We start from the raw sequence: 25,197 nt of genomic DNA on the forward strand, positions 1-25,197 counted from the left end.
GACAAGGCGGTGAAGACGACGGTGTTCGTGACCGTCCCGATCGGGTTGCTCGCCGGTGTCAATCCCGGATCCGCGTTCGGTGTCGCCGCCATCGCGGGCGTCGCCGCCACCACGGCGAGCGCTGGCTCTTCGCTGAGTCCGGCGGGCAACCCGGTCGCCTCGGGCACGGAGGCGCAGCTGGTCGGGCACGGTCCGATCGACCCGGCCACCGCACGGCAGGCGTTCCTGGACGCGACCGGGTTCCGGCGGGTGATCACGGATCCGGTCCGCGGGGTGGTCTTGGACATGGATCGGCGCACCTACCGACCCACGAAAGCGCAGCGGGACTGGCTGGTCCTGCAGCACGGCACCTGCGCGAGAGACGGCTGCGACCGCCTCGCCCTCGACGCCGACCTCGACCATGCACAGATGTGGTCCTGAGGTGGCCTCACCGACATCGCCAACCTGCGACCACTGTGCCCCGCCGATCATGTGCGACGACATCGCACCCGGATGATCTACCGGAACCGCGAGAACCGGACCGTCCAAGTCATCACCCCGACAGGATTCCGCACGAACGACCCACCGCCCTTTTAGAGCGACGCGCTGCTCGACGAGCGAGGCCCTTCCGCCGGTGCCCGGGCGTGCGGGGGTCATCCGGCGTCACATGGAAATACTCTCCGCGGCCGATCGGTTGCCCCGAGCATGACTCGCATCGGATCCAGTGACCTCTCCGTCTTCCCGCTCTCGCTCGGCGGCAACGTGTTCGGCTGGACCGCCGATCACGACGCGTCCTTCGCCGTTCTGGATGCCTTCGTGGCAGGCGGCGGCGACTTCATCGACACGGCCGACGTGTACAGCGCGTGGGTGGAGGGCAACCAGGGCGGGGAGAGCGAGACGATCATCGGGGAGTGGCTCGCCTCGCGCGGTCCGGAGGGCGTCGTAGTCGCGACGAAGGTGAGCCAGCACCCGCAATTCCGCGGTCTGTCGGCGGCGAACGTGCGCCGCGCCGCGGAGGCCTCGCTCGATCGGCTCGGCGTGGACGCGATCGACCTGTACTACGCGCATTTCGACGACGAGAGCGTGCCGCTCGAGGAGACCGTCGCGGCCTTCGGTCAGCTGGTGACGGACGGCCTGGTCCGCAACATCGCCGTGTCGAACTACTCCGCGGACCGGATCCGCGAATGGATCCGGATTGCCCGATCCACCGGCGTCGCACTGCCGGTCGCGGTGCAGCCGCATTACAACCTCGTGCACCGCAACGAGGTCGAGGAGACCATCGTTCCGCTCGCGACCGAGTTCGGGCTGAGCGTCATCCCGTACTACGCGCTCGCGAGCGGGTTCCTCACGGGCAAGTACCGTTCGACCGACGCGACCGGACAGTCCTCGCCCCGCGCCTCGGGTGCGGCGAAGTACGCGACGGAGCACGGACTGCGCATCATCGACGCGCTCGAGGAGATCGGCGATGCGCACGGCGCCTCGATCGCCGCGACCGCGCTCGCGTGGCTGCGGGCGCAGCCGACCGTGGCCGCCCCGATCGCCAGCGCGCGCACGGCCGAACAGGTCGCTGACCTGCTCACGGGCGGGCGGCTGGAGCTCTCCGCCGAGGAGGTCGCCCGCCTCAGCGACGTCTCGGAGTGGACGCCGACGCGGGTCTGACGGCGAAGGCGATCACCCCTGCGGCGGGATGTACCGCCGCAGGGGTGAACGCGGTCAGGCGTCGAAGCTCAGGCTGAGCTTGCGCAGCAGCGCCGCGAGCCGCTCGCGATCGCTGCGGGAGAGCGCAGAGAGCAGCGTCGCCTCGGCGTCCACCAGACGCGTGATCGCGGCATCCACGCGCACCCGGCCGTCGTCGGTGAGGGTGACCAGCACGCTGCGGCCGTCACCGGGATCCGCCTCGCGGCGCACGAGACGGCGGCCGACGAGACGGTCGATGCGGTTCGTCATGGTGCCGCTCGAGACCAGGGTCTGCTGCAACAGCTGCTTCGGGCTGAGCTGGAACGGGGCGCCCGCACGGCGCAGGGCGGAAAGCACATCCCACTCCCACGGCTCGAGATCGCTGCGGCGGAACACGTCGCGGCGCGCGCGATCGAGCAGCCGCGAGAGGCGATCGACCCGCGAGAGCACCTCGAGCGGCGAGAAGTCGAGATCGGGCCGCTGCGTGTTCCACGCCGCGACGATCCGGTCGACCTCGTCGCCTGCGGATGGATCGCCGATGCTCATCCGCCCATTATCCCGGCCCGGAGCGGTTGCTCATGGCCGGTCGTGGTGCGACCCGCACCGTGAGGAAGATGCTGTGCGGATCCTCGACATAGGAGCCGAACGGCTCGCACTCGTCGAAACCGGCCTTCGTGTACAGCCTGTGCGCGGCCCAGAAGAAGTCGCTCGCACCGGTCTCCAGCGACACGCGTTCGATCCCGCGATCGCGCGCGTCGCAGAGCAGGGCCGCCAGCATCACGGATCCGACACCCCGGCCGCGCATCTGGGGCGAGGTGCGCATGGACTTCAGCTCCTCGTGACCCGGCTCGAGCTCGGCGAGCGCCCCGGTGCCGACCAGCGCGCCGTCCACCGTCGCGGCGAACAGGCGCACGCGCGGCGAGAGCAGGCGCGAGATGTCCAGGGCATGCCGGCTCTCCGGCGGCGCGGTCGCCTGCATGTCGCGGAGATGGTCGCCCAGGAAGGCCTCGAGGTCGGGCGTCGCAGCGTGCACGCGAGCGATGCGGATCGTCATGACCCCAAGCGTCGCGCAACGACGTTGCGAGGATGTTGCCGACGGGTTCCGGCCGGATCACGCAGACGGCGCATGGCAGAATTGAGAAGCGGGCGCCCGGCGACCGCGGTCCGCCGTGGTGTAACGGCAGCACCCCAGCCTTTGGAGCTGTGGGGTCCAGGTTCGAATCCTGGCGGCGGAGCATGACGCAGAACGCACTCGCCATCGTCGTCCTCGCCGCAGGCCAGGGTACGCGCATGAAGTCCCGCCTCCCGAAGGTGCTGCACCCGATCGCCGGACGCACGCTGGTCGGCCACGTGCTCGCCACGGCCTCGCGGCTGGGAGCGGACACGGTCGAGGTGGTCGTGCGCCATGAGCGCGACCAGGTGGTCGAGGCGCTGGCCGCGGAGCACCCGGAGGCGGTCATCGTCGACCAGGACGAGATCCCCGGCACCGGGCGTGCCGTGCAGGTCGCCCTCGATGCGCTGCCTGCGGGCTTCGACGGCGACGTGCTCGTGCTCTCCGGCGATGTGCCGCTGCTCGAGGCCGCGACGCTGCAGGGACTCATCGACGGGCATCGCGCCGCTGCGGCCGCGGCGACCGTGCTGAGCGCGATCGTCGACGACCCGAACGGCTACGGCCGCATCATCCGCGACGCCGCCGGCGATGTCGCCCGCATCGTCGAGCAGAAAGACGCCGACGAGGCGGAGAAGGCCACACGCGAGATCAACGCCGGCGTGTACGTGTTCCGTGCGGATCTGCTCCGCGCCGAGCTCGCGAAGGTAACCACCGACAACGCGCAGGGCGAGATGTACCTGACCACCGTGATCGGACTGCTGCGCGAGCGCGATGAGAAGGTGGCCGTAGAGATCGCCGCAGACACGGCCGCGACGTTCGGCATCAACGACCGGATTCAGCTCGCCGAAGCCGCGCGCACGTTGAACGACCGCATCGTGCGCCGCTGGCAGCGCGAGGGCGTCACGATCCAGGATCCGGCGACGACCTGGATCGACGACGACGTCACCCTGGCTCCCGATGTCACGATCCTGCCCAACACGCACATCCTGCGCGCCAGCACGGTGGCGAGCGGCGCGATCATCGGCCCCGACACCACGCTCGTCAGCACCGAGGTCGGGGAGGACGCGACCGTGCGCCGCTCCGAGGCGACGCTCGCCGTGATCGGCGCCGGCGCGACCGTCGGCCCGTTCTCGTTCCTGCGCGCGGGCACCACGCTCGGTGCGGAGGGCAAGATCGGCGCCTATGTCGAGACCAAGAACGCGCAGATCGGCGACGGTTCGAAGGTGCCGCATCTCTCCTACGTCGGCGATGCCACGGTCGGCCGCGGCGTGAACCTCGGGGCGTCGACGATCACGGCGAACTACGACGATGTGAACAAGCACCACACCGAGATCGGGGACGAGGTGCACACCGGCTCGCACACGGTGCTCGTCGCGCCCGTTAGGCTGGGTGCCGGCGCGAAGACCGGCGCCGGCGCCGTCGTCCGCAAGGACGTCCCCGCCGGTGCACTCGCCATGAGTGTCGCACCCCAGCGCAATATCGAGGGGTGGGTCGAGAAGAACAGGGCAGGCACGGCCGCCGCAGACGCGGCGCGTGCCGATTCGGCGGAATAGGCGGGTCCGATGGGGCGCAAGAAGAACACGACGGTCGAGCTGGATCGCGAGAACGACATCGCGCCAGGACTGGTCGCCAAGACCAAGAAGCGACTCGTCGTCGCCGGAGGTCGCTCGCATCCCGAGCTGGTCTCGGCGGTCGCCGCCGCGCTCGGCACCGAGATCGCACCGGTCGAGCACCGCACCTTCGCCTCCGGTGAGCTCTACGCCCGCTTCGAGGTGTCGATCCGCGGCTGCGACCTGTTCATCATCCAGTCCTTCGGCGAGCCGATCAACGAGTGGCTCATGGAGACGCTCATCATGCTCGACGCCGCCAAGCGCGCGTCGGCCAAACGCATCACCGTCGTTGCGCCGTACTACCCGTACGCACGTCAGGACAAGAAGGGTCGCGGCCGTGAGCCGATCTCGGCCCGCCTCGTCGCCGACATGCTCAAGGTCGCCGGTGCCGACCGGGTCATGAGCGTCGACCTGCACGCCGCGCAGATCCAGGGCTTCTTCGACGGCCCTGTCGACCACCTCTTCGCCAAGCCCGTCCTCCTCCAGCACTTCGAGGAGACGCTCACGGCCGAGGACCGCGCCACGCTCACCATCGTCTCGCCGGATATGGGCCGTGTGCGCGTCGCCGACACCTGGTCGGACAGCCTCGACGCCCCGCTCGCGATCATCCACAAGCGCCGTGACCCCAAGGTCGCCAACCAGGTCTCGGTCCACGAGATCGTCGGCACCGTGGACGGACGCACCTGCCTCCTCGTCGACGACATGATCGACACCGGCGGCACGATCGTGAAGGCGGCACAGGCGCTCAAGGCCAACGGCGCCCGCAAGGTGATCGTCGCCGCGACCCACGCGATCTTCTCGGATCCGGCCAGCGAGCGCCTGCAGGACTCCGCGATCGACGAGGTCGTCGTCACCGACACGATCCCGCTGTCCGCATCGCGACGGTTCCCGGGCCTGCGCATCCTGCCGATCGCGCCGCTGCTGGCGACCGCGATCCGTCAGGTCTTCGAGGACGGATCCGTCACGAGCATGTTCGACGGCGCCGCCTGACACCGGCTTCACCAGGCACAGCGTCATCTCAAAGGCGGCGCATAGGACGGTTGCGGAAGCTGGATCCCATGAAGCTCTCTCCTTCAGTACGTCACGGATCCGCTCTCGTCGGCATCGCCGGAACGCTCCTGCTGGCGGGATGCGCGGCCGAGTCGTCCTCCGCGGAGACCACGACGGAGACGCCCGCGCCGCAGACGAGCGCGGATGCTGCACCGTCCGCGACGAGCACCGCGTCCGCGGCCGATTCCGGCTCGACGTACAAGGACGGCACCTACACGGCCGACGGCTCCTATCAGACCCCGGAGACGGTGGAGAAGATCACGGTCGCCCTCACGGTCTCCCAGGACACGGTCACGAAGGTCGAGGTCACCGGCGACCCCCAGGCGTCGGAGACGAAGCACTACCAGTCGCAGTTCATCGGCGGGATAGCCGCACAGGTCGTCGGCAAGAAGCTCGACGACATCTCCGTCAGCCGGGTCTCCGGATCCTCACTGACCAGCAAGGGTTTCAATCAGGCGCTGGCCACCATCCGCACCGAAGCCAAGGGCTAGGGGTGGGAACCCGGCCCGTGCCGGCGGTGTGCTCCTTCCCGCCCTCGGACCGTCGAACACTGCGCGCGGGGGACGCACGCTGATGGACATCTGGCGTTTCGACGCGATCGGGACGATCTGGGAGATCGGCACGGCGAATCCTCTTCCCGAAGGCGAGCGCGACGCCGTGCGCGAGACGATCGACGACTTCGACCACACCTGGTCGCGCTTTCGCGCCGACTCGCTCGTCACGGCCCTCGCCGGGGAACCTCAGGAGGTGCCGGCGCCACCGGATGCGGCGGCGATGCTCGATCTGTACCGGGAGCTGTCGCTGGCGACGGACGGCGCCGTCCAGCCCCTCATCGGAGACAGCCTCGCGTCGCGCGGCTACGACGCCGCGTACTCGTTCCGTGACCGGGGCGCGCGGCCGGCCCCCGTGGACTGGATGGACCGGCTCGCGTGGGACGATGGCGCCCTCGAGCTTCGCGAACCCGACCTCATCGATGTCGGTGCGATCGGCAAGGGCCGGATCGTCGACGTCGTGCACGACCTGCTCGGAACCCTCGGGCATGTCGAACGCCTGACCGACGCCGGGGGTGACCTGCGGGTGAGCGGCGCGTCGATCCGCGTGGGGCTGGAGCATCCGTTCGACGCCACGAGCGCGATCGGCGTCGCCACGGTCTCGGACGCGGCCCTGTGCGGGTCCGCCGTGAACAGGCGGGCGTGGCCGGGGGAGCGCAGTGGGCTGCACCACGTGCTGGATGCGCGAACCGGGGAACCGGTGCGCACTTACGCTGCGACCTGGGTCATCGCCGCCTACGCGATGGTCGCGGATGCGGTCGCCACGGCGCTGTTCTTCGACGGCGGTGCCGAGTTCGCCGCGCGGTGCGGTGTGGAATGGGTGCGGATGACCACGGATGGAGCGGTCGAATGGTCGGCGGGGAACCGGATGGAGGTGTTCGTGTGATGGCGATGTTGATCGGCGCGCGGCAGCGCGTGGTCGCGCAGCTCGGGCGGCTGTCGATGTATCGGCTCACGCTGTACGCGCTGCTGGTGCTCGCCGCGATCGCCGTGATCCTGTCGGCGGTCGGCGCGATCTCCTCCACGCCGCTCGACGTCCTCGCCACGCTGGCGCTGCTGATGCTGGCGACCCTCTGCGCGGACGCGGTCGGCCAGGCGCTGGTGCGGGCCCCGCGTCGTGTCGAGTCGTCGTTGATCACCGCGCTCATCCTGCTGTTCGTCGTGCAGCCGGGCGCGAACCCCGACCAGGTCGGCGGTATCGCGCTCGCGGGCGTGATCGCGGCAGCCTCCAAGTACCTGCTGGTGTGGCGGGGGAGGCACCTGTTCAATCCGGCGGCCGTCGGCGCGACGGTGCTCACGGTCACCGGCCTCGGATTCTCGGCCTGGTGGGTCGGAACTCCGGCGATGGCGATCCCCGTGATCGTGCTCGGACTGCTCGTGCTGTGGCGCACCGAGCGGATCCGGGTCGTGCTGCTCTTCGTCGTCGTGTACGCGATCGTGTCGATCGTGCGGCTCTCCGTGCAGTCCGCGGCAGCCGGGCTCGCGGTCGAGCCCGGAGCGCTGGCGACGTCGGTGCTGCTGCAGTCGCCGGTGCTGTTCCTGGGCGCCTTCATGCTCTCCGAGCCGCTGACCCTGCCGTCTCGTCGGTGGCAGCAGCTGTCGGTCGCGACGGTCGTGGGAGCGCTCGCCGGCTGGCCGATCAGCCTCGGGATCATCACGCTCGGTCAGGAGCGCGCGTTGCTGGTCGGCAACCTCCTCGCGGCGGTGCTCGTCGCCCGTGCCGGGATCCGGCTCTCGCTCGTGCGCCGGCGCGCGGTCACGCCCACCGTGCACGAGCTGACCTTCCGGGTGCGGCGCCCGTTCCGGTTCGCACCGGGGCAGTACCTGGAGCTGCAGGTGCCGCATCGCCGTCCGGACAGCCGGGGCACGCGCCGTGAGTTCAGCATCGTCTCCACGCCGGCCGAGCTGCCGTACGTCCGCATCGCATATCGCGAGGCGGAGCCGGGCTCGAGTTATAAGCGCGCTCTCGCCGCCGTGCAGCCGGACGACGTGCTCACCGCGACCGGCGTGTGGGGCGATTTCGTGCTGCCCGCCGGTGGTGCCCCAGTGCTGCTCATCGCTGCCGGCATCGGCGTGACGCCGTTCGTGGCGCAGCTCGGCGCGCAGCAGAGGGCGGACGCCGTGCTCGTGCTCGTCGCCTCCTCGGCCGCGGAGTGCGCGTACCTGCAGGAGCTCGGCGGGTTCGGTGCGCGGATCGTGGTGGTCACGCCCGACGACCCCGGCGCCTTGCCGTCGGGTGCGGAATGGGCCGGCGGGGCGCGGCTGGATGCGGCGCTGCTGCGGACCCTGGTGCCGGATCTGGCGCACCGGCACGCCTATGTGTCCGGTCCGCCGCGGCTCATCGCGCAGCTCGCCCCCGCGCTGCGCGGCGCTCGCCGGGTGACGACCGACGCCTTCGCGGGGTACTGAGCTCGGAGGGGCCGGGCCGGACCCGTCCGGCTCGTAGCGTCCGACGAGCCGAGGAATCGGCTCGGCTCAGCGTCCGCCGAGAGTGCGCCCGATCTGGTGGCTGCCCGCTGCGGTCGTCGATGCCGGCTGCGGGACCTTCGGCAGGCGCACCGTGAACACCGTCGCGCCCGGTTCGCTCTGGACCGAGATCGTGCCGCCGTGGCCGTCGACGATCGCCTTCGTGATCGACAGTCCGAGGCCGGATCCGCCGGTGGCCCGGTTGCGGGAGCGATCACCGCGCGCGAAGCGGCTGAACAGTTCATCGCGCACCGCGGGGTCGATGCCGGGTCCGTCGTCGCGGACTCGGAGCACGACCTCGGACGTCTCCTCCGCCACCTCGATCGTGATGTGCGTGCCGGCGGGGGTGTGCGTGCGCGCGTTCGCGAGCAGGTTCGTGACGACCTGCTGCAGCCGGCCGGTGTCGCCGATGAGCTCGACGGGTTCCTCCGGCACGTCGATCGCCCACTCGTGGTCCGGTGCGGTGGGGCGCGCATCCTCGACGCCCTCGATCGCGAGCCGGGAGAGGTCGACGGTGGAGAGGGAGAGCTCCCTGCCTTCTTCGAGGCGGGCGAGCAGCAGCAGGTCCTCGACCAGGCTCGTCATCCGCAGCGACTGCGCCTGGATGCGCTCCAGGGCGGTGTGTGCGGAGGCGGTGGCGGGATCCTCAGGCGCGTCCGATTTCGACAACGCGCGCAGCGACAGCTCCGAGTACCCGCGGATCGAGGACAACGGCGTGCGCAGCTCGTGGCTCGCGTCCGCGACGAACTGCCGCATCCGCTCCTCGTTGCGCTGACGCACCGCGAGCGAGGCGTCGACGTGGTCGAGGAGGGTGTTCAGCGCGGATCCGACGAGTCCGGTCTCGGTGCGCGGATCGGCTTCCGCGGCGGGCACGCGCTCCGTGATCGACACGTCACCGCGGTCCAGTGGCAGATTGGCGACCCTGTTCGCGGTCGCGGCGACCTCGCGCAGAGGCCGCAGCGCGACCCGGATCGTGATCGCGGTGGACAGCGCGAGCAGGATCAGTCCGCCGATCGTGGTGAGCGCGATCATGGAGAACAGCGTCGTGATCTGCGCTTCCGTGGACGCGCGGGGCAGGCCCGTGATCACCTCGAACTGCGTGGGGCCCGTAGCCGGCACGGGCTGATGCACGAACTGATAGTCGCCGAGCTGGGAGAGATCCTCCGCGTAGCGTCCCTCCGAGAGCGCGGTGACGACCTGATGGATCTGCAGGGCGGTGAGGTCTTGTGCGACCCGATCGGACGTGACCACTGTGCCTGTCGCTGACCCGCTCTGCGAGACCACGATGACGAGCGTGCCGTTGGGGACGCCCGTCGGCCCGACCACGAGGTCTGCGGCGTCGGGGACGAAATGGCCGATCACGGCCGGCTGCCGGGCGATGCCGCCGATGCTCTTCGCGGTCGTCGCCAGTTCATCCTGCAGCCGGCCGTTGAGCACGTTCCCGAGCACCACGCTCGTCGTGATCGCGATCACCACGAGGATGAGCGAGACGAAACCGGTCACCGCCGCCATCAGCCGTGTCTGCAGGGACAGCGGACCACGGGGTCGGGTGCGGAACGGATTCATCGAGGATGTGCCTTCTTCGTGCGCGGGGCAGTCGGTCCTGCCGCTGCGGTGCCTTGCCTACTGCTGCGGCGCTTACTGCTGCGGCGCCTTGATCATGTAGCCGACGCCGCGCACGGTGTGGATCAGCGCCACCTCGCGTCCTGCGTCCAGCTTCTTGCGCAAGTACGAGATGTACAGCTCGACGACGCTGGAGCGCCCGCCGAAGTCGTAGCTCCACACCCGATCCAGGATCTGCGCCTTGGACAGCACGCGGCGCTCGTTGCGCATCAGGAAGCGCAGCAGCTCGAACTCGGTGGCCGTGAGCTCGATCTCGTCGCCGCCGCGGACGACCTCGTGGCTGTCCTCGTTGAGCGTGAGGTCGCCGACCTGCAGGATCGAGTCGCTGGCATCGGTGGTCGCGCCGCCCGAGCGGCGGATCACCGCGCGCAGCCGCGCGACGACCTCCTCCAGACTGAACGGCTTGGTGACGTAGTCGTCGCCGCCGGCGGTGAGCCCCGCGATCCGGTCGCTCACCGCATCCTTGGCGGTGAGGAACACGACGGGCACCATGTTGCCCTGCTCGCGCAGGCGCTTGAGGACGCCGAGCCCGTCCAGGTCGGGCATCATGACGTCGAGGACCAGCGCGTCGGGGCCGAAGTCGCGGGCGACCTGGAGCGCTTCGAGTCCTGATCCGGCGGTGCGCACCTCCCAGCCCTCCATCCGCAGGGCCATGGCGAGGAGGTCGGTGAGCATCGGCTCGTCGTCGACCGCGAGGATCCGCAGGGGAGAGCCATCGGGGCGGCGCAGCTCAGTGGCGTGATCGTTCATGGGATCCATTCTCCTCAATTTCCTATGGGCTGCCTATGAGCTTTGGAATGTCGGATCCGCCGCGTAGCGTCGCAGGCATGAGCTCACTCAGCGCATCGTCCTCCGCCGCCGCGAACCAGCCCGAGATCCTGCACCCTGTCGATGCCGAAGAAGTCGCCGCCGCGGTGCGCCGTGCGGTCGACGAGGGCAGGGGACTGACCGTGCGCACCGGGGGCCATGGGTTCTGGAAGCCCCGGCCCGCGGACCTCACCATCGATCTGCGGAGGTTGTCGTCGCTCGAGGTCGGGGAGGATTCCGGCGAGGGCAGGATGGTCCGGGTCGGCGCCGGCGCGTTGTGGGGCGAGGTCGCAGCGGCGCTCGCGCCGCACGGAGTCGCCATCAGCTCGGGCGACACTGCCAGCGTCGGGGTGGGCGGGCTGATCGTCGGCGGCGGCATCGGCCTGCTGGTGCGCGACCGAGGGCTCGCGATCGACCAGCTCCGTGGGGCGCAGCTCGTGACGGCGGATGGAGTGGTGCGCGAGGTCTCGGCCTCCGAGAACGCCGATCTGTTCTGGGCCATCCGCGGCGGGGGCGGGAACTTCGGTGTGGTGACGCGGCTCGACTTCGCCGCGGCGCCGCTCGACGGCGTCCTGGCGGGCGAACTGGCCGTCGACGGGGACCAGACCGCGCTGCTGCGGACGGTGCGCGATGCCCTCGAGTCCGCTCCGCGGGCACTCACAGTGACGTATATGGACGTCCCGGCGATGGATCCGAGCGCCCCCGCGGGCGCACGGCTGGCCGTGACCTGGGCCGGCACCGATCAGGAGGCGCTCGACGAAGCCCTACGGCCGATCGTCGCCGTCGACGGCGTCCGCGGAGAGGTCGTCCGCACGGCTTACGGCGATGCGCTGAACACTATGCCGCACGACGTCGATGAGCCCACACCGCCGATGCTGTCGATGAACGGGCTGTTCACCGTGCTCGACGACGCCCTCATCGAGCGACTGGTGGCCTTCCGGCGCGCTCACGCGGTGTCGGTCGTGTTCCTGCGCTCGCTGGGCGGGGCGTTCGGAGATGTCGCAGAGGAGACGACGGCGTTCCCTGCCCGCTCCGCCACCTGGTTCGTGATGGCGGTCGCCTTCGACATCCCCGGCATGCTCGACGACGCGGAGCGCGAGGCGGTGCGGTCCGAGCTGGCCGCCATCGCGCAGGGCCGGCTCTCCGCGTACACGAACTTCGCGGACCCGGCGTCCAACCCCGATCCCCGAGTGTTCTACACCCCGGAGGCATGGACGCGTCTGCGCGTGCTGAAGGCGCAGTGGGATCCGCAGAACGTGTTCGCAGGCAATCACAACATCCCGCCGGCGGACTGACGGTCCCGCCGTCGGCCTCGGCGCCCGCGGCGTGCTTAGCGCGCGCATAGCCGCGCCATCAATCCGCCCCAGACCCGGCTCCTAGCGTCACCAGCACGAGCGTGACCGAAGGAGAAGCATGTACGGGACGTATCTGCGCCGGGAACTGGCCGGGCGGAAGAAGCAGACGATGATCGTCGCGGCGGGGCTCGCGATCGCGATCGCCCTGGTCATCGTCGTCAACGCGCTGGCGGCCGGCGTGCGCGACGCGCAGACGCAGGCGCTTGCGCGGGTCTACGGGGTGGGCACCGATCTCACGGTCACCGGCGCGCCTGCTGAGCGCGGCAGCGACACCGGGCAGCGCTTCGACTTCGGGGCGGGTGGCGGAGCCGCGGCGAGCGATGGCAGCACCACGCTGAAGACCTCGGTGCTGCGCGCTTCTCCGGCGCGCGGCACGATCGACGCGGCCGGAGTGAAGACGATCTCGGGCACAGCCGGTGTCGCGGCGGCTACGGGAGCGTTCAGCCTGACCAACCTCACGTTCGACGGGCAGATCGCCCAGCAGAGGACTCAGGCCGGAACCGGCACCGGTCAGACCGACACCGGGCAGAACGGCACCGGTCAGACGGGCGAGGGGGGCACCGGCGAGCGGCCGCGATTCGGCGGCGGCAACTTCGGCCTCAACTCCTTCACGGTCCTGGGCGTCGACCCGGCCGCGGGCACGTCGGTGGGGCCGCTCTCATCGGTGAAGGTCTCGTCGGGGCGCGCGCTCGATGGCGCCGACGCGGGGCAGCTGGTCGCCGTGGTGGACAGCACCTACGCCACCTCGAAGAGCCTGAGTGTCGGCGGCACGATCGACGTCGGCGGATCCACGGTGAAGATCGTCGGGATCGTGGCCTCGTCGTCCGATTCCGCCGATACCGCGGCGAACGTCTACCTGCCGCTGGACACCGCCCAGAAGATCGCCGGCACCGGCGACGTGGTGTCCACGGTCTACGTCAAGGCGGCCTCCGCGTCCGACATCGCCGCCGTGCAGACTGCACTCGCCAAGGCCCTCCCGACCGCGACAGTGAGCTCGCAGGCGGATCTCGCCTCCACCGTCTCCGGTTCCCTCGCCAGCGCCGCCGGCATGATCGAGGGCCTCGGCACCTGGCTGTCCCTCATCGTGCTCGCAGTCGCCGTGCTGCTCGCGGTGCTGTTCACGCTCTCCGGCGTCACGCGCCGCACGCGGGAGTTCGGCACGCTCAAGGCGATCGGGTGGTCGAACGGACGGATCGTGCGCCAGGTCGCCGGGGAGTCGCTGGTCCAGGGCCTTATCGGAGGGGCAGCCGGACTCGTGCTCGGTCTGGTCGGGATCCTCGTCGTGAACCTCGTACAGCCCACGATCTCCGGCGCGTCGGCCGCCGGGTTCGCGCGTGGCGATGGGGCAGCCAGGGGCGGGCAGGCCGCAGCCGGCGCGGGGAGCGGAGGTTTCCCCGGTGCGGGAGGAGGCGAGGGTTTCCGCGGGCTCGGCCAGGCCGCGCAGGCGGTCGTGCTGCATGCGCCCCTCAGCGTGGGGATCCTCGTCGCGGCTGTCGGCCTGGCGATCCTCGGCGGCCTCGTCGCCGGTGCGATCGGCGGATGGCGGGCCGCGAGGCTGAGCCCGGCCGAAGCGCTCCGATCCGCCGCGTGACATCAGCAACCCGAACAGGAGAGACGACATCATGAGCATCACTGAGATCGAGATCGAGCCGCAGGCGCTGTACCGCCTGATCGACGTCACCCGCACCTACCGGACGAAGGGACGCACGGTCGCGGCGCTGACCGGCGCGACCGCCGAGATCAGGGCGGGCGAATTCGTGACCATCCAGGGCCCGACCGGCGGAGGGAAGTCCACGCTGCTGCAGCTGCTCGGCGCACTGGACCGCCCCTCCGGCGGGTCGCTGGTGCTGGGCGGCACAGAACTGTCCACCGCGTCGAATCGCGAGCTCGGCAGGCTGCGCGCCGAGGAGATCGGGTTCGTGTTCCAAGGGTTCAACCTGATCCCCACGCTCACGGCGCGGGAGAACGTCGCGATGGCGCTCGTGCCGCTCACGATCCCGGCTGAGGAACGTCGTGCTCGCGTGGATGAGGCGCTCGCGCACGTGGGCCTGGCTGACCGCGGCGATCATCTGCCCGGCGAGCTGAGCGGTGGTCAGCAGCAGCGCGTGGCGATCGCCAGAGCGATCGTGAAGAAGCCGCGTGTGCTGCTCGCCGACGAGCCCACCGGCAACCTCGACGAGGAGATGCGGGACGAGATCCTCGTGCTCCTCGAGGCGCTCTGCGCCGAGGGGCTCACTCTCATCGTGGTCACGCACGACTCGGCGGTGGCGAAGCGCGCGCACCGCCGCCTGCGACTCAAGAACGGCCGCCTCACCGAGGTGTGACACCCACCGGAGCCTGCAGCTGGTCGGCGGGCAGCGCCAGGAAGTCGATCGCCGCCTGCAGCGCCAGGGCATCGGCGAGCCGGCCTTCCGGGCCGTCGATGTGGCCGTTGGCCCGCACCGTCAGGCGCCGCGGCCCGGCGAGTGCATGGTAGACCGCGAACTGTCCCCGTGGATCGACGGCCGGGTCGAGCAGGGCGGCGCCGACGTGCACGGGAATGCGAATGCGGCGGGCCGCGGTCGCCGCGTCGTGATAATCGAGCGTGGAGCGTACCTCGGGGTGCGTGCGGAGATGCGTCCGGACGGCCTCACCGCTCCCGGTGCAGCGCCGGGTGAGTCGGATCGCGTGCGCGCCGAAGCTGGGGACGTCCAGTGCTGCACGGCGGAAGCGCGCGTCCCAAGGAAGCGCCATCGCGCCGATCCCGCCGCCGAAGCTGCTGCCACTGAAGTCGAGAGCGTCCGCAGCCGGGGCGGCGATGTCCAGCAGCACGCTCGCCGCACGCCAGATATCCGCGGCGGCGAAGCGGAGCGAGTAGGTGTCTCGATCGGCGATGCCCGCGAGCACGTGCTCCGCGGGGAGCGCCGGGAAGCGGCTGGGTGCATCCGCGTTGGTCCCCGGCGCGCAGGGGAAGATCGCGGCCGTGTCCGCGGGCACGCGCTCGATATCGGGTGCCGAGCGTCCGCCGTAGCCGTGTCCGACCACGAGCCCGCGCCGGATGCCGGTCGTCGCGTGCGGGACCATGACGAACGCGGTGGCCGGCTCGCCGGCCGAGGATTGGAAGCGGATCTGTGTCACGTGATGGGTCGGCGTGGCTTCCCGCTCACGAGTGGTCCGCCATCCGACCGTGCCGGTGCCGAACTCCTCGAAGGTCGACTGCCAGAAGCGGTCGAAGTCGTCCGGCTCCGGTAGATCCGGCGGAGGTACGAGCAGCGCTCCGAGTGAGTACTCGGTCAGTTCTTCGGGTATTGCGTCGGGCAACGACTGACTCCTCACCGGTTCCACTCCTCCTCGATCCTGCCGCGCAGACAGCGTTCAGGCGCATACAGGACGATCCATTGACATCCTCGCATACGAATTGCAATATATGCATCATGATTGCAAGGAAGAACGCGAGAGATGATGATGGCTCCCTGCAGTGGAGCCGTCGATCCGTGCTGCGCATGCTGGTGATCGCGGGCGTCCTCCCGCCGGTCCTCGGCGCACAGACCGCCGGAGGCTCGGCCGCGGCCACCGAGCTCCCCACGGCGATCGGCGCCTACGCCGACGCCCTGCGGCGGCTCGACAAGCCGAACCTGGCGGTGACCCAGGTCGCGCAGCTGGTCGGGACGAACCACCGGATGACCTTCTTCCAGGCGACGTGGGACGGAGGGGCGACGATCGTCCGCGATCTCGAGATCGTGCACGAGGGCGGATGGCTCGCCGTGACGGATCCCGCCCACCGGTTCGACGAGCAATGGGTGGTGCTGAAGGGCGCGCTGCCGTCCGGCAGCGCGCCGGAGCTCTACGGCCCGCTGGCGCCGAGCTGGCTGGGATTCACCTCCTTCCAGATCCTCGGCCCGCAGGCGATCGAGCTGCGCACCAGCACCGACGACATCGAGCTCGTGGTGCGCTGGCGCCTGGAGGGCGACAATCCGGAAGCCCACCACGTGCTGACGGCGAAGAACGCCGGGGACTACCTCGTCGGCTACCAGAGCCAGGATGCCCGGTCGCTCGACGATATCGACGAGGTGCTGTGCGGGTCGTACCAGCATGCGCTGTCCGTCCTCGACGGCTCGGCCCCGCTCGGGGCGTGGGAGCTGTTCGCCCCGATGGCGCTCACGCAGTACGCCGTGGGTGGCACGCCCGTCACATCCGGCGTCTACCTGCCGGCCGAGGTCGCGGAGTTCGTGCACGAGCGGCAGCTCATGTCGGACCGCCAGCCGTACGGCATGAGCCTGCGCAACGACAGTCTCGACCTCGTTCCCTGCATGTACTCGCCACAACCCGGCCTCCGCACGGCGATGGCGGCAGGGGAGGAGCGCGGCTTCGCATTCGGCCTGGCTGCCCAGGCGGGCGCTCTGTACGACGCATACACCGCGCTGTGCCGCGGCGAATACGGGCTGACGGCGTATCGGAGCAACGTCTACGATCGCTCCCTGACCGATGCCGTGCACGCCATGGCCGATCTGATCGCGGTCGAGCCGGCGGGCGACGACGCCGTGGACTACATCCCCTCGTTCTCGGGGTGGTGGAACCGAGCCAAGGGGTTCGTCGACGTCGAGAACGAGGATGCAGTCCGGACGGCGGCGAGCGGCGTGGTCCTCTCGGCGCACTACCTCACCGGCACGACAGGCGGCACGCTGTACGATCGCCGCGCCCGGCCGCTGATCGAGTATCAGGTGTCGCGCAAGGGGATCGGGCACTCGCCGGTGATCGGCAGTCCCGTCTACAACGACACCACGCAGTACCGTCTCGGCCGCGTTCCCACGGACGCGGTGAATCTGACAGCCCTGTACCAGCTCACCCACGGCCGCAACGCGGGGATCCAGCGGCTCGCCGTGCAGGCCACGAAGTCGGGTGTCGTCGGGCAGAGCCGTGCGCCCTTCTCAGTGCCGCTGGCCACCTACCGGGCCACAGGGGATTCCGCGTATCTGGCGGAGGCGACCCTGATCGGTCGCCGCTACGTGCAGGAGCAGATCCTCACGCCCTACCGTGGCAACGGCCAGCCGCCCGGCGGCTTCGCCTACAGCTTCTCCAAGTACTGGGTCGACCTGCTCGAGCTGTTCGAGGTCACAGGGGAGGCGGTCTTCCTGGAGGGAGCGCACCGGGAGGTGCAGCGGTTCATCACGCAGACCGCCGTGCGGCCCGTGCCGGACCAGACCGTCACGGTTCCCGAGGGTCACGTGATCACGCAGCAGTACGACTGGGAGACCCGCTCATCGTTGCCGCCGTACCCGGTCACGGGCGTGGCGACAGAGACGGTTCCGGCCTGGTACGTCTCGCCGTCCGGCCTCACCTTCGAGGCGCTCTCGTCGTTCAAGCTCGGGGTGAGCGCCGTGACCGATCCCGGCGGCGGATACGTCTTCAACCCCTGCTGGGCAGGAGCGCTGCTGCGCCTCGCCCATCACACCGGCGACGCGCTGCTGGCCGACGTCGCGCACAACATGGTGATCGGCAGATTCACGACCTATCCCGGCTACTATGGCCGGCAGTTCCAGGTCGCGCAGATGAAGCCGGACTTCGCCACGAGCGGTCCCGTCGGGATCACCGGGTACTACTTCCATCACGCGCCTGCGCAGCTGGGTCTCGCCATGGACTACCTGATCAGCGAGAGTTTCTACCGGAGCTCCGGCAGCATCGAGTTCCCGCACGTCTTCGAGGCGGACTTCGCCTACTTCAAGTTCTTCGCATACGGTCACGCGCCCGGCTCGTTCTTCGGCGAGGGTGGGGTCTGGCCCTACTTCCCGGCGGGCCTGATCGTGCTGGACAACCCGCTGGTCAACTGGATCGCCGGGGTGGGCAACGGCGCGCTCTACATCAGCCTCACGAACTCGGCGTCCGACGCCCAGCAGGTCGTCGTCGACCTCGCCGGAGATCTGACCGGACTGCCCCGCACCGCCGCGCCCGCGGTCGAGGTGGTCGCCGCGGACGGCAGCCGCTCCTCCCAGGCGGCGGTCGACGCGCGCGTCACGGTCACCGTCCCCGGGCACGGGCTGCTCGCCCTGGTCGTCCGCAACGTCGCGGTTCAGCGGCCGGAGCTGCCGTTCGACGACATCGTCGACCACGGCCCGGACAGCTTCCGCGAGGTCGACTCCGATCCGGCGACCGACTACGGACTCGTCCGCGGGATGCTGCTGGTGCGGCCGGGCGGGCAGGGGTACGACGCGTATGTGCAGATCGACACGGAGCAGCAGGCGACGCTCTCCTATCGGATCGGCGGACAGGCCGCGCAGCAGGCGCCCGCCAAGGGGTATCCCTACGAATGGACGATCCCAGTGGACGACCCGACGAAGACGTTCGCCTATACGGTCTCGGCCGGCGGCGCGACCACGGCCGAGGTCACGCTGCGCCTGCCCGCCCGACTCGCCGGCGCCGGCACGGAGGTGTCGGGAGACGTGGTCGCCCAGGCCACGGGCACGGCAGGGGACAGGGTCCCGCTGATCATCGAGGTGCGCAACGGGACGGCGCAGCCGATCGCCGGCAGCGTCGGGCTGACCCTGCCGAGCGGGTGGCAGCTCGACGGCACGGTGCCCGCCATCGCGGCTCCCGCGCACACGACGGTCCGGGTGGAGTCCGCGGTCGTGATCGCCGCGTCCGCCGCGCTCGGGGAGGTCCAGGTGGCCGGATCCCTGTCGGTGCCGGGGGCGACGCCTGTCACGCTGAGGCCCGCGTCGATCGAGGTGATCGATCGACGTCGCCTGGTCTCCCTCGCATCGGACACCGAGGTCGCCAGCGGTCCCGGTGCGACCGTGAAGCTGACCGCCCTGGTGATCAACACCGGCGTGACGCCGCTCCAGGGCACGCTCGCCCTCTACGGTGCGACCGGCTGGACCATCGATCAGCGGGATGCGGCCGTCGTGGTGCCGCCGCGCTCGGACCTGACGCACACCTGGACTGTGACGGCAGGGGCGGGCATCGCTCCGGGATCGAGCACCCGGTTCGAGGCGAGGCTGGATCAGAGCCTGCGCCGCGGCGTCCTGGTGCGAATGGCTGACGAAGGCGTGATCGTGCACACGCAGTCTCCCTGGCCCGGATACCTCGAGACCGGGCAGTGGTATCCGAGCGGTCTCTCCGGCTGGAACGGGACGCGCACGCGGTACAGCGACTCCGGTTCCGTCGGCAGCACGGTGACCTGGAAGGCGGAGCTTCCTCAGCCGGGCCTCTACCGCGTCTCGGTCTGGTACCCGACGAATCCGACCACCACCACGTCAGCGGCCTACGTCGTCGAGCACCAGGGCGGCAGCAGCGAGGTGATCGTGGACCAGACCCAGGGCGCGGCCGCGTGGCGCGCGCTGGGCACCTTCCGCTACGACGCCGGCGCTCCCGGCGTCGTGCGGCTGGAGGTCCGCAACACGAGCATCCACCGGGTCAGCGCCGCGCAATTCGTGAGGGTCGGGGATTGACGGAAAGGGGCGGACCGGAGCGCGGCTCCGGTCCACCCCTGTTCCGGGTGCTGTGCGGTCAGCGCCGGACGAACTGCGCGACGGCCGCCTCGTCCACCGTGACGCCGAGTCCGGGGCCGGTGGGGACGATGAAGCCTCCATCCGGTCGCACCTCGAGCGGAGTGGTCAGGATGAGGTTGGCGACCGGGAGCGTGAACGGCTGGTACTCGAAGGCGAGCAGCGAGGTCGCGCTCGCCGCGACGTGCACCCCCGCGGCCATGGCGAGGCCGAAGGCGGCGGAATGGTGAGGTGCGACCTGTGCGTGGAAGGCGTCGGCCACCGCGGCGATCGCGAGCCCCTCGGTGATCCCCGTGCGGCCGATGTCGGGCTGCGTCAGCCCGACAGCCCTGCGGGCGAGCCAGTCGGTGAACTCGAAACGGCTGCGCATCGCCTCGCCGATGGCGATCGGTGTGGCGAGTGACGCCGCGAGATCGCGGTGGCCTTCGACGTCCTCCGGCGCCAGGGGCGCCTCGAAGAACCAGGCCCTGCGGTCGTCGAGTTCGCGTCCCAGGGCCTTCGCCTCGCCGAGACGGTAGGTCCAGTGCGCGTCGAGCGCGAGATCGAGATCCGGGTGCACCGCGCGGATGGCGTCATAGGTGGCGAGGTCGGTGCGGATGTCGGTGCCGAGATGCAGCTTGATCCGCCGCACGCCGGCCTCGACGAAGGCCGTCGCCTTGTCGACGCGCTCGGCGTCGTCGTTTCCGCGGATCCCGGAGACGTAGGTCGGCAGGATCTCGGCGAAGCGGCCGCCCGCGAGTTCGGAGACGGAGAGGCCCGTCGCGTGTCCCCAGAGATCCCAGAGCGCGATGTCGACGGCGGCCATGGCGTCCGCCTGGTGTCCGGTGAGATGCCCCCGCTCGCGCATGGACTCGGTCATCCTGTGCCAGAGAGTCCGCACGGATCGCGGATCCTCGCCGAGGATGAGCGGGGCGAGAAGGTGATCGACCACGGCGGCGACCACCTCGGGGGCGACGGGGGCGAGGGCTTCGCCCCATCCGACGAGCCCCTCGTCGGTCTCGATCTTGACGAGGAGCGTCTCGTAGCCGGGGGAGTACAGGCTCCGCCACGGCGGCCGGATGACGTAGCCGCGATGGGCGACGCCCGTGTCGCCTGCATAGGAGTCGTCTGCATCCTCCCTCGACAGGAAGAGGGGGAACGTCTGGACGCGCGTGATCTTCACAAGGGTCTCCGAAGACAGTCGTGGGGGAAGAGGCCGACGGCGTCTGCCGCGGCGATGAGCTTCAGGGCGCCGCGATCGGATCGCGGCGGCGGGTCAGAGTGCCGCGAAGGCGCTCGCGGAGCGGGAAGGGCTGTATCCGAGCGCGACCGAGATCTCGTCCGCCGCCTCGATGAGCTGCAGAGCGAGTTCCTGGTGCGGGGCGTGCAGGTCGAGCACGGAGAGGGGGCCGCTCGCCGACAGCGCGGCGACGATCTCGCCCGCCCTGTTGTGGATCGGCGCCGCGATGCAGGCGCGTCCGAAGGCGAGCTCCTCGATCTCAGTCGCGTATCCACGGCTGCGGCTCTCCTCGAGCGCGACCTGCATGGCGTCGCGGTCGACGATCGTGTGCGGGGTGAAGCGCTGAGGGGAGTGCTCGAAGTACTCGTCGACCTTCTCGGACGTCATGCCCGAGAGCAGGGCCTTGCCGAGGCCGGTGGCGTGCAGGGGCCCCGTACGTCCTGCCATCGCGAACGACTTCGGGGCGAGCGCGCCCTCGAAGTTGCAGAGGTAGGTGAAGGTGAAGCCGCTGAGCTCGGCGACGTTCACGCCGATCTCGATCCGGCGGGCCAGGTTCTGCGCGATCTGCCGCGACGCGCGGAAGATTGGCGAGCCGTTGAGCGCGATCGTGCCGAGGGCGACCGCCGCCGGCCCGAGTCGGTACAGGCCGGTCCGGCCGTCCTGGACGACGAACTTCATCCGGTCGAGCGCCGACATCATGCGGGAGACGGTGGACTGCCCGAGCCCGGTCAGCGTGCAGAGCTCGGAGACCCGCAGCTCACCCGACTCCTCCGTGAAGCAGGCGAGCAAGGACATCGCCCGTTCCACGGTCTGGGTGCCCCCCACCGATTCCGATGCCATTGCGACTTCTCCTCCCAGCGGCCACCGCATCTACGGAGCCGTTGCCAGTCATCCTAATGAGACTGTTGACCCCAGGCAAGGCAAATGTGGGTGTCTTATGCATTTTATGGATTTCACATCCGCATTGTGGTTGACTGACTGCACGTCATCGTCGACGACTGCGACGACGACGTGCAGGGGACCGCAGGGTCCACCCCACCCGGAAAGTGAATGCCATGCCACAAGCCACCCTCGAGCGGCCAGAGATCCGCGAGCAGGTCCCACCGCCGCGCTCGGGACGCCGCTCCACGCTCGGCGCGAAGGACCGCACCTTCGGTTTCATGATCGCACTTCCTGCGGTCCTGCTGTTCCTCGTGATCGCGATCTTCCCGCTCGTCTCGAGCATCGGCACCAGCCTCTACGACCAGTCCCTGCTGCGTCCGGAGCGCACGTTCGTCGGCTTCGACAACTATGCGCTGATCTGGGACGAGTTCGTGGCGAGACTCGGTACGACGCTCGTGTTCGCCTCGTTGTCCACGGTCTTCCCCCTGTTTCTCGGCGTCGCGTTGGCGATGCTGCTGAACTCCCGGATGCGCGGCCGCACCGTCCTGCGCGGCGCGCTGATGCTGCCGTGGCTGCTGCCCGGCGTGGTCGTGTCGTTCCTCTGGGCATGGATCTTCAATGACAGCTACGGCGTCGTGAATCACGTCCTGACGCTCCTCGGTCTGCCCGAGATCAGCATGCTCGGGAATCCCGTCGGAGCGATGACCGCCGTGATCATCGCGAAGACCTGGCACTCCTTCCCCTGGATCATGGTGGTCGCGCTCGCTGTGCTGCAGACCCTGCCCAGCGAGCAGATCGAGGCCGCGACGATCGACGGCGCGACCCGGGCGCAGCGCTTCCGGTACATCTCGCTGCCGCACATCGCCGGCCCTGTCACGCTCGTCGCGGTGCTCGAGTTCATCTACAACTTCGGCAACTTCGACACGATCTTCGTCATGACCGGCGGAGGGCCGGGCAACTCGACGACGACTCTGGCCGTGAGCCTCTACCACCTCGCCTTCGGCAGCTACGAGCTCGGCAAGGCCTCCGCGATGGGGGCGCTCTGGCTCGTCCTGCTCGCGATCATCTCGAGCGGATATCTGCTCCTCAACCGACGACTGGAGAAATGATGCGCCGCAACCGCGACGTCGGCGAGGGGATCATCCGCCCCCGTCTGTCCGTCCCCGGGCGTCTGGGCCTCATCGTGCTCGCCCTGTTCGGCCTGCTGCCGGTGTACTGGCTCACGGCGACGGCGTTCACGAAGAAGGAGGACGTGTTCGCCCAGAACCGGCCGTTCTTCCCGGTGGATCCGACGATCGAGAACTTCGTCGGCTTCTTCCAGAACGATGCGCTCCTGAAGAATCTCGGCAACAGCGTCATCGTGTCCAGCGGCACCGCGCTGCTGGCTGTGCTCGTCGGCGGGCTGATGGCGTACTCGCTCTCGAAATTCCGCTATCGCGGACGCAACGCGATCATGTTCATGTTCCTCATCGGTCAGCTGATCCCCGGTGCGCTGCTGCTCATCTCGCTGTATCTGATGCTGAGCTCCGCGGGCCTGCTGTACACGTATGCGGCCCTGATCCTCTCGTTCACGACCTTCACGCTGCCGCTCACGGTCTTCCTGCTCAAGGGGATCATGGACGGCCTTCCGGACGACATCCTCGAGGCCGCGAAGGTCGATGGGCTCTCCCGAACCGCCACCGTGTTCCGGATCGTCTTCCCGCTCGTCGTGCCGGGGCTCATCACCGCCGCGATGTTCGCCTTCATGCGCGGGTGGAGCGACCTCCTCTTCGCGCTCACGCTCGCAGGTCCCGACAAGCAGACCCTGCCTGCCGGCCTCACGCAGGCGTTCATCCACGAGGGCACAGCGGATTGGCCGGCGCTCATGGCGGCCTCCCTGATCACCTCGCTTCCGCTCGTCATCATCTTCGTCGTCCTCCAGCGCTACTTCGTCTCCGGCCTGGCCGCCGGAGCGGTGAAGGGCTAGCCGCTTGTCCCCCGAAACACCCTGATTCCCGATCTGTCCCTGAAGGAGCTGTGCCCATGAACATCCCGAACTCGCAGTTGAGTCGTCGCGCCTTCCTCGGCGGCGGCACCGCCCTGGCCGCTTTCGGCGTCCTCGCGCTCGCCGGCTGCGCGACTCCGGCCGCGACGCCGCCCGGTGCCACGGCGAATGCCGCGACCAAGGCCAAGACCATCAACTTCTACGGCAACTCGCTCGGCGAGGAAGCGCTCAAGCCGGCCTGGCAGGGGATCATCGACGGGTTCTCCAAGGACGCAGGAGTGACCGTCGCGCCGGTGATCTACCCGTACGACCAGGCCGCCACCCAGCTCGCGCTCACCGGCCGCTCCGGCAAGCTGCTCGGCGTCGGCCAGTCCGGCGGATGGCAGGTGCTCACGCCGATGGACCTGCTCGCCGATCTGACCGAGCTGGCCAAGGGCCTCGGGATCCCTCAGGGCGTCCTCGACTCCTACACCAAGGACGGCAAGCTGCTCGTGCTGCCGCTGACCGCTTCGGGCATCGGCATCGCCACGAACGGCGAGATCGCCAAGAGCGTCGGCATCAAGTCCGGCATGACCGTCGAGCAGTTCGCGACGGCGCTCGAGAAGATCAAGGCCCAGGACTCCTCGCTGATTCCGTACGCGGCCGTGACGAAGAACCCCGACCTGAAGGACGCCGTGCACTGGATGTGGGGCTTCGGGAGCGAGGTCGTCACGGATGATCTGAAGTGCACGATCGGCGATGCGGCGAGCGTCAAGGCCATCACCTGGTACAAGTCCCTCATGGATGCAGGGCTCACGCAGACCAACGTCGCCCGCAGCGACGCCCGCATCCTCTTCGCCAGCGGCCGGGCGGCTCTCTACGACGACGCACCGCTCGTCCCGACGTTCTTGAAGAAGAACGGCGCGGCGCAGAACATCCTCGACAACGTCAGCGCGATCTCCCGCCCTACCGTCGAAGGCAAGAAGTCCTACAACCGCGCCTGGGGCAGCGGCCTGTTCGCGACGGCCGGCGAGGGAGAGGTCACCAGCCGAGAGTTCATCAAATATGCGGCGACCGATGTCACGGCGGCGACGGCGCTGTACGAGCGCTCCGCCGTGGCGCCGGCCGCCAAGAGCGTCGCGGACAAGATCCCCGCCCTCGCCGCGGACAAGTTCCAGGGGACCTTCCGCACCCAGGTTTCGGAGCACGCTCGGGCCGCGGCCTGGGACCGGGTCGCCGTGACCGCGCAGATCGACGCCGCGATCGGCGGCGGTGTCGCGACTATCCTCGCCGGCCAGGTGGACGTCCAGGCCGGTCTCAACGCCCTGAAGAAGGAAGTGCAGGGGCTGCTCGACTCCAACTCCTGAGTCACCCATACGAATGCCGCGCCGGAGATCCTCCGGCGCGGCATTCGTATGCGAAT

19 protein-coding genes, 1 tRNA gene and 2 pseudogenes are annotated in these 25,197 nt (G+C 69.7%); 15 read left to right on the plus strand and 7 right to left on the minus strand.

What is annotated here, in order from left to right; translation table 11 throughout:
• Both AB4078_RS07705 and AB4078_RS07710 read left to right on the plus strand, forming a co-directional pair.
• Positions 1–420 (plus strand): annotated as a pseudogene (locus tag AB4078_RS07705) (hypothetical protein); the annotation flags it as partial.
• 264 nt (positions 421–684) lie between these two features.
• On the plus strand, positions 685–1,638 hold the full coding sequence (locus tag AB4078_RS07710; protein WP_441976633.1) for an aldo/keto reductase: 954 nt from the start codon (positions 685–687) through the stop codon (positions 1,636–1,638).
• A gap of 54 nt (positions 1,639–1,692) precedes the next feature.
• Here the strand turns inward: AB4078_RS07710 and AB4078_RS07715 are convergent, their stop codons facing one another.
• Complete coding sequence (locus tag AB4078_RS07715; protein ID WP_441976634.1) at positions 1,693–2,202, minus strand: MarR family winged helix-turn-helix transcriptional regulator; 510 nt, start codon at positions 2,200–2,202, stop codon at positions 1,693–1,695.
• A 7-nt stretch (positions 2,203–2,209) separates the two neighbouring features.
• A pseudogene (locus AB4078_RS07720) lies at positions 2,210–2,731 on the minus strand (GNAT family N-acetyltransferase); the annotation flags it as partial.
• An 88-nt stretch (positions 2,732–2,819) separates the two neighbouring features.
• Here AB4078_RS07720 and AB4078_RS07725 point away from each other — a divergent pair.
• The 6 genes from AB4078_RS07725 (at position 2,820) to AB4078_RS07750 (ending at position 8,387) form a co-directional block, all read left to right on the plus strand.
• A tRNA-Gln gene (locus AB4078_RS07725) sits at positions 2,820–2,891 on the plus strand.
• A gap of 1 nt (position 2,892) precedes the next feature.
• A complete protein-coding gene (glmU, locus tag AB4078_RS07730; protein ID WP_441976635.1) occupies positions 2,893–4,320 on the plus strand; it encodes a bifunctional UDP-N-acetylglucosamine diphosphorylase/glucosamine-1-phosphate N-acetyltransferase GlmU in 1,428 nt (475 codons plus the stop codon).
• Positions 4,321–4,329: 9 nt separating this feature from the next.
• Complete coding sequence (locus tag AB4078_RS07735; protein ID WP_440732393.1) at positions 4,330–5,367, plus strand: ribose-phosphate diphosphokinase; 1,038 nt, start codon at positions 4,330–4,332, stop codon at positions 5,365–5,367.
• Positions 5,368–5,435: 68 nt separating this feature from the next.
• Positions 5,436–5,918 carry an FMN-binding protein gene (locus AB4078_RS07740; RefSeq protein ID WP_441976636.1) on the plus strand — a complete coding sequence of 161 codons (483 nt, stop codon included), beginning with the start codon at positions 5,436–5,438 and terminating at the stop codon, positions 5,916–5,918.
• A gap of 82 nt (positions 5,919–6,000) precedes the next feature.
• Entirely contained in the window at positions 6,001–6,864 is an 864-nt protein-coding gene (locus tag AB4078_RS07745; protein WP_441976637.1) for an FAD:protein FMN transferase, read from the plus strand.
• Entirely contained in the window at positions 6,864–8,387 is a 1,524-nt protein-coding gene (locus AB4078_RS07750) for an FAD-dependent oxidoreductase (RefSeq protein WP_441976638.1), read from the plus strand. Before AB4078_RS07745 ends, AB4078_RS07750 begins: the two co-directional genes overlap by 1 nt.
• A 66-nt stretch (positions 8,388–8,453) precedes the next feature.
• On the opposite strand, the gene AB4078_RS07755 is transcribed toward AB4078_RS07750, so the two are convergent.
• Both AB4078_RS07755 and AB4078_RS07760 read right to left on the minus strand, forming a co-directional pair.
• The gene (locus AB4078_RS07755; protein WP_441976639.1) at positions 8,454–10,010 is read right to left on the minus strand and encodes a sensor histidine kinase; all 1,557 of its coding nucleotides are present in this window, start codon (positions 10,008–10,010) and stop codon (positions 8,454–8,456) included.
• Between the two features lie 72 nt (positions 10,011–10,082).
• Positions 10,083–10,817, minus strand: a complete 735-nt coding sequence (locus AB4078_RS07760) for a response regulator transcription factor (protein ID WP_440732389.1) — start codon at positions 10,815–10,817, stop codon at positions 10,083–10,085.
• Between the two features lie 77 nt (positions 10,818–10,894).
• Between AB4078_RS07760 and AB4078_RS07765 the strand changes: the two genes are divergently transcribed.
• The 3 genes from AB4078_RS07765 (at position 10,895) to AB4078_RS07775 (ending at position 14,553) form a co-directional block, all read left to right on the plus strand.
• Entirely contained in the window at positions 10,895–12,169 is a 1,275-nt protein-coding gene (locus AB4078_RS07765; RefSeq protein ID WP_441976640.1) for an FAD-binding oxidoreductase, read from the plus strand.
• Between the two features lie 118 nt (positions 12,170–12,287).
• Positions 12,288–13,820 carry an ABC transporter permease gene (locus AB4078_RS07770; RefSeq protein WP_441976641.1) on the plus strand — a complete coding sequence of 511 codons (1,533 nt, stop codon included), beginning with the start codon at positions 12,288–12,290 and terminating at the stop codon, positions 13,818–13,820.
• A 31-nt stretch (positions 13,821–13,851) separates the two neighbouring features.
• On the plus strand, positions 13,852–14,553 hold the full coding sequence (locus tag AB4078_RS07775) for an ABC transporter ATP-binding protein (RefSeq protein ID WP_441976642.1): 702 nt from the start codon (positions 13,852–13,854) through the stop codon (positions 14,551–14,553).
• Here the strand turns inward: AB4078_RS07775 and AB4078_RS07780 are convergent.
• Positions 14,540–15,529: an acetylxylan esterase gene (locus AB4078_RS07780; RefSeq protein WP_441976643.1), complete on the minus strand. Its 990-nt coding sequence runs from the start codon at positions 15,527–15,529 to the stop codon at positions 14,540–14,542. The two genes, AB4078_RS07775 and AB4078_RS07780, sit on opposite strands and share 14 nt — an antisense overlap.
• Before the next feature lie 113 nt (positions 15,530–15,642).
• On the opposite strand from AB4078_RS07780, the gene AB4078_RS07785 reads away from it, so the two are divergent.
• A complete protein-coding gene (locus tag AB4078_RS07785; protein WP_441976644.1) occupies positions 15,643–19,653 on the plus strand; it encodes a golvesin C-terminal-like domain-containing protein in 4,011 nt (1,336 codons plus the stop codon).
• A 58-nt stretch (positions 19,654–19,711) separates the two neighbouring features.
• Here the strand turns inward: AB4078_RS07785 and AB4078_RS07790 are convergent, their stop codons facing one another.
• Both AB4078_RS07790 and AB4078_RS07795 read right to left on the minus strand, forming a co-directional pair.
• Positions 19,712–20,872 (minus strand): mandelate racemase/muconate lactonizing enzyme family protein, encoded by a 1,161-nt coding sequence (locus AB4078_RS07790; RefSeq protein ID WP_441976645.1) that lies wholly within the window; start codon positions 20,870–20,872, stop codon positions 19,712–19,714.
• 93 nt (positions 20,873–20,965) lie between these two features.
• Positions 20,966–21,769 carry an IclR family transcriptional regulator gene (locus AB4078_RS07795; protein ID WP_375903730.1) on the minus strand — a complete coding sequence of 268 codons (804 nt, stop codon included), beginning with the start codon at positions 21,767–21,769 and terminating at the stop codon, positions 20,966–20,968.
• Positions 21,770–21,984: 215 nt separating this feature from the next.
• Here AB4078_RS07795 and AB4078_RS07800 point away from each other — a divergent pair, with 215 nt between their 5' ends.
• From AB4078_RS07800 to AB4078_RS07810, 3 genes are read left to right on the plus strand one after another with little or no spacing between them, the layout of a single operon-like run.
• Complete coding sequence (locus AB4078_RS07800) at positions 21,985–22,920, plus strand: carbohydrate ABC transporter permease (RefSeq protein ID WP_440732382.1); 936 nt, start codon at positions 21,985–21,987, stop codon at positions 22,918–22,920.
• Positions 22,917–23,777, plus strand: coding sequence for a carbohydrate ABC transporter permease (locus AB4078_RS07805; protein ID WP_441976646.1), 861 nt, complete (start codon positions 22,917–22,919; stop codon positions 23,775–23,777). The genes AB4078_RS07800 and AB4078_RS07805 overlap by 4 nt, the downstream gene beginning before the upstream one ends.
• 56 nt (positions 23,778–23,833) lie before the next feature.
• A complete protein-coding gene (locus AB4078_RS07810) occupies positions 23,834–25,141 on the plus strand; it encodes an ABC transporter substrate-binding protein (RefSeq protein ID WP_441976647.1) in 1,308 nt (435 codons plus the stop codon).
• Positions 25,142–25,197 lie beyond the last annotated feature (56 nt).

Origin of the sequence: Microbacterium sp. 2MCAF23 (genome assembly GCF_052115565.1) — a bacterium.
Classification (GTDB): Bacteria; Actinomycetota; Actinomycetes; order Actinomycetales; family Microbacteriaceae; genus Microbacterium.

Excerpts from the sequence above, each read along its gene's own strand:
- AB4078_RS07710 (WP_441976633.1), top strand. The coding sequence starts at position 685 with ATGACTCGCATCGGATCCAGTGACCTCTCCGTCTTCCCGCTCTCGCTC.
- AB4078_RS07715 (WP_441976634.1), bottom strand. The coding sequence starts at position 2,202 with ATGAGCATCGGCGATCCATCCGCAGGCGACGAGGTCGACCGGATCGTC.
- glmU (WP_441976635.1), top strand. The coding sequence starts at position 2,893 with ATGACGCAGAACGCACTCGCCATCGTCGTCCTCGCCGCAGGCCAGGGT.
- AB4078_RS07735 (WP_440732393.1), top strand. The coding sequence starts at position 4,330 with ATGGGGCGCAAGAAGAACACGACGGTCGAGCTGGATCGCGAGAACGAC.
- AB4078_RS07740 (WP_441976636.1), top strand. The coding sequence starts at position 5,436 with ATGAAGCTCTCTCCTTCAGTACGTCACGGATCCGCTCTCGTCGGCATC.
- AB4078_RS07745 (WP_441976637.1), top strand. The coding sequence starts at position 6,001 with ATGGACATCTGGCGTTTCGACGCGATCGGGACGATCTGGGAGATCGGC.
- AB4078_RS07750 (WP_441976638.1), top strand. The coding sequence starts at position 6,864 with ATGGCGATGTTGATCGGCGCGCGGCAGCGCGTGGTCGCGCAGCTCGGG.
- AB4078_RS07755 (WP_441976639.1), bottom strand. The coding sequence starts at position 10,010 with ATGAATCCGTTCCGCACCCGACCCCGTGGTCCGCTGTCCCTGCAGACA.
- AB4078_RS07760 (WP_440732389.1), bottom strand. The coding sequence starts at position 10,817 with ATGAACGATCACGCCACTGAGCTGCGCCGCCCCGATGGCTCTCCCCTG.
- AB4078_RS07765 (WP_441976640.1), top strand. The coding sequence starts at position 10,895 with ATGAGCTCACTCAGCGCATCGTCCTCCGCCGCCGCGAACCAGCCCGAG.
- AB4078_RS07770 (WP_441976641.1), top strand. The coding sequence starts at position 12,288 with ATGTACGGGACGTATCTGCGCCGGGAACTGGCCGGGCGGAAGAAGCAG.
- AB4078_RS07775 (WP_441976642.1), top strand. The coding sequence starts at position 13,852 with ATGAGCATCACTGAGATCGAGATCGAGCCGCAGGCGCTGTACCGCCTG.
- AB4078_RS07785 (WP_441976644.1), top strand. The coding sequence starts at position 15,643 with ATGATTGCAAGGAAGAACGCGAGAGATGATGATGGCTCCCTGCAGTGG.
- AB4078_RS07795 (WP_375903730.1), bottom strand. The coding sequence starts at position 21,769 with ATGGCATCGGAATCGGTGGGGGGCACCCAGACCGTGGAACGGGCGATG.
- AB4078_RS07800 (WP_440732382.1), top strand. The coding sequence starts at position 21,985 with ATGCCACAAGCCACCCTCGAGCGGCCAGAGATCCGCGAGCAGGTCCCA.
- AB4078_RS07805 (WP_441976646.1), top strand. The coding sequence starts at position 22,917 with ATGATGCGCCGCAACCGCGACGTCGGCGAGGGGATCATCCGCCCCCGT.
- AB4078_RS07810 (WP_441976647.1), top strand. The coding sequence starts at position 23,834 with ATGAACATCCCGAACTCGCAGTTGAGTCGTCGCGCCTTCCTCGGCGGC.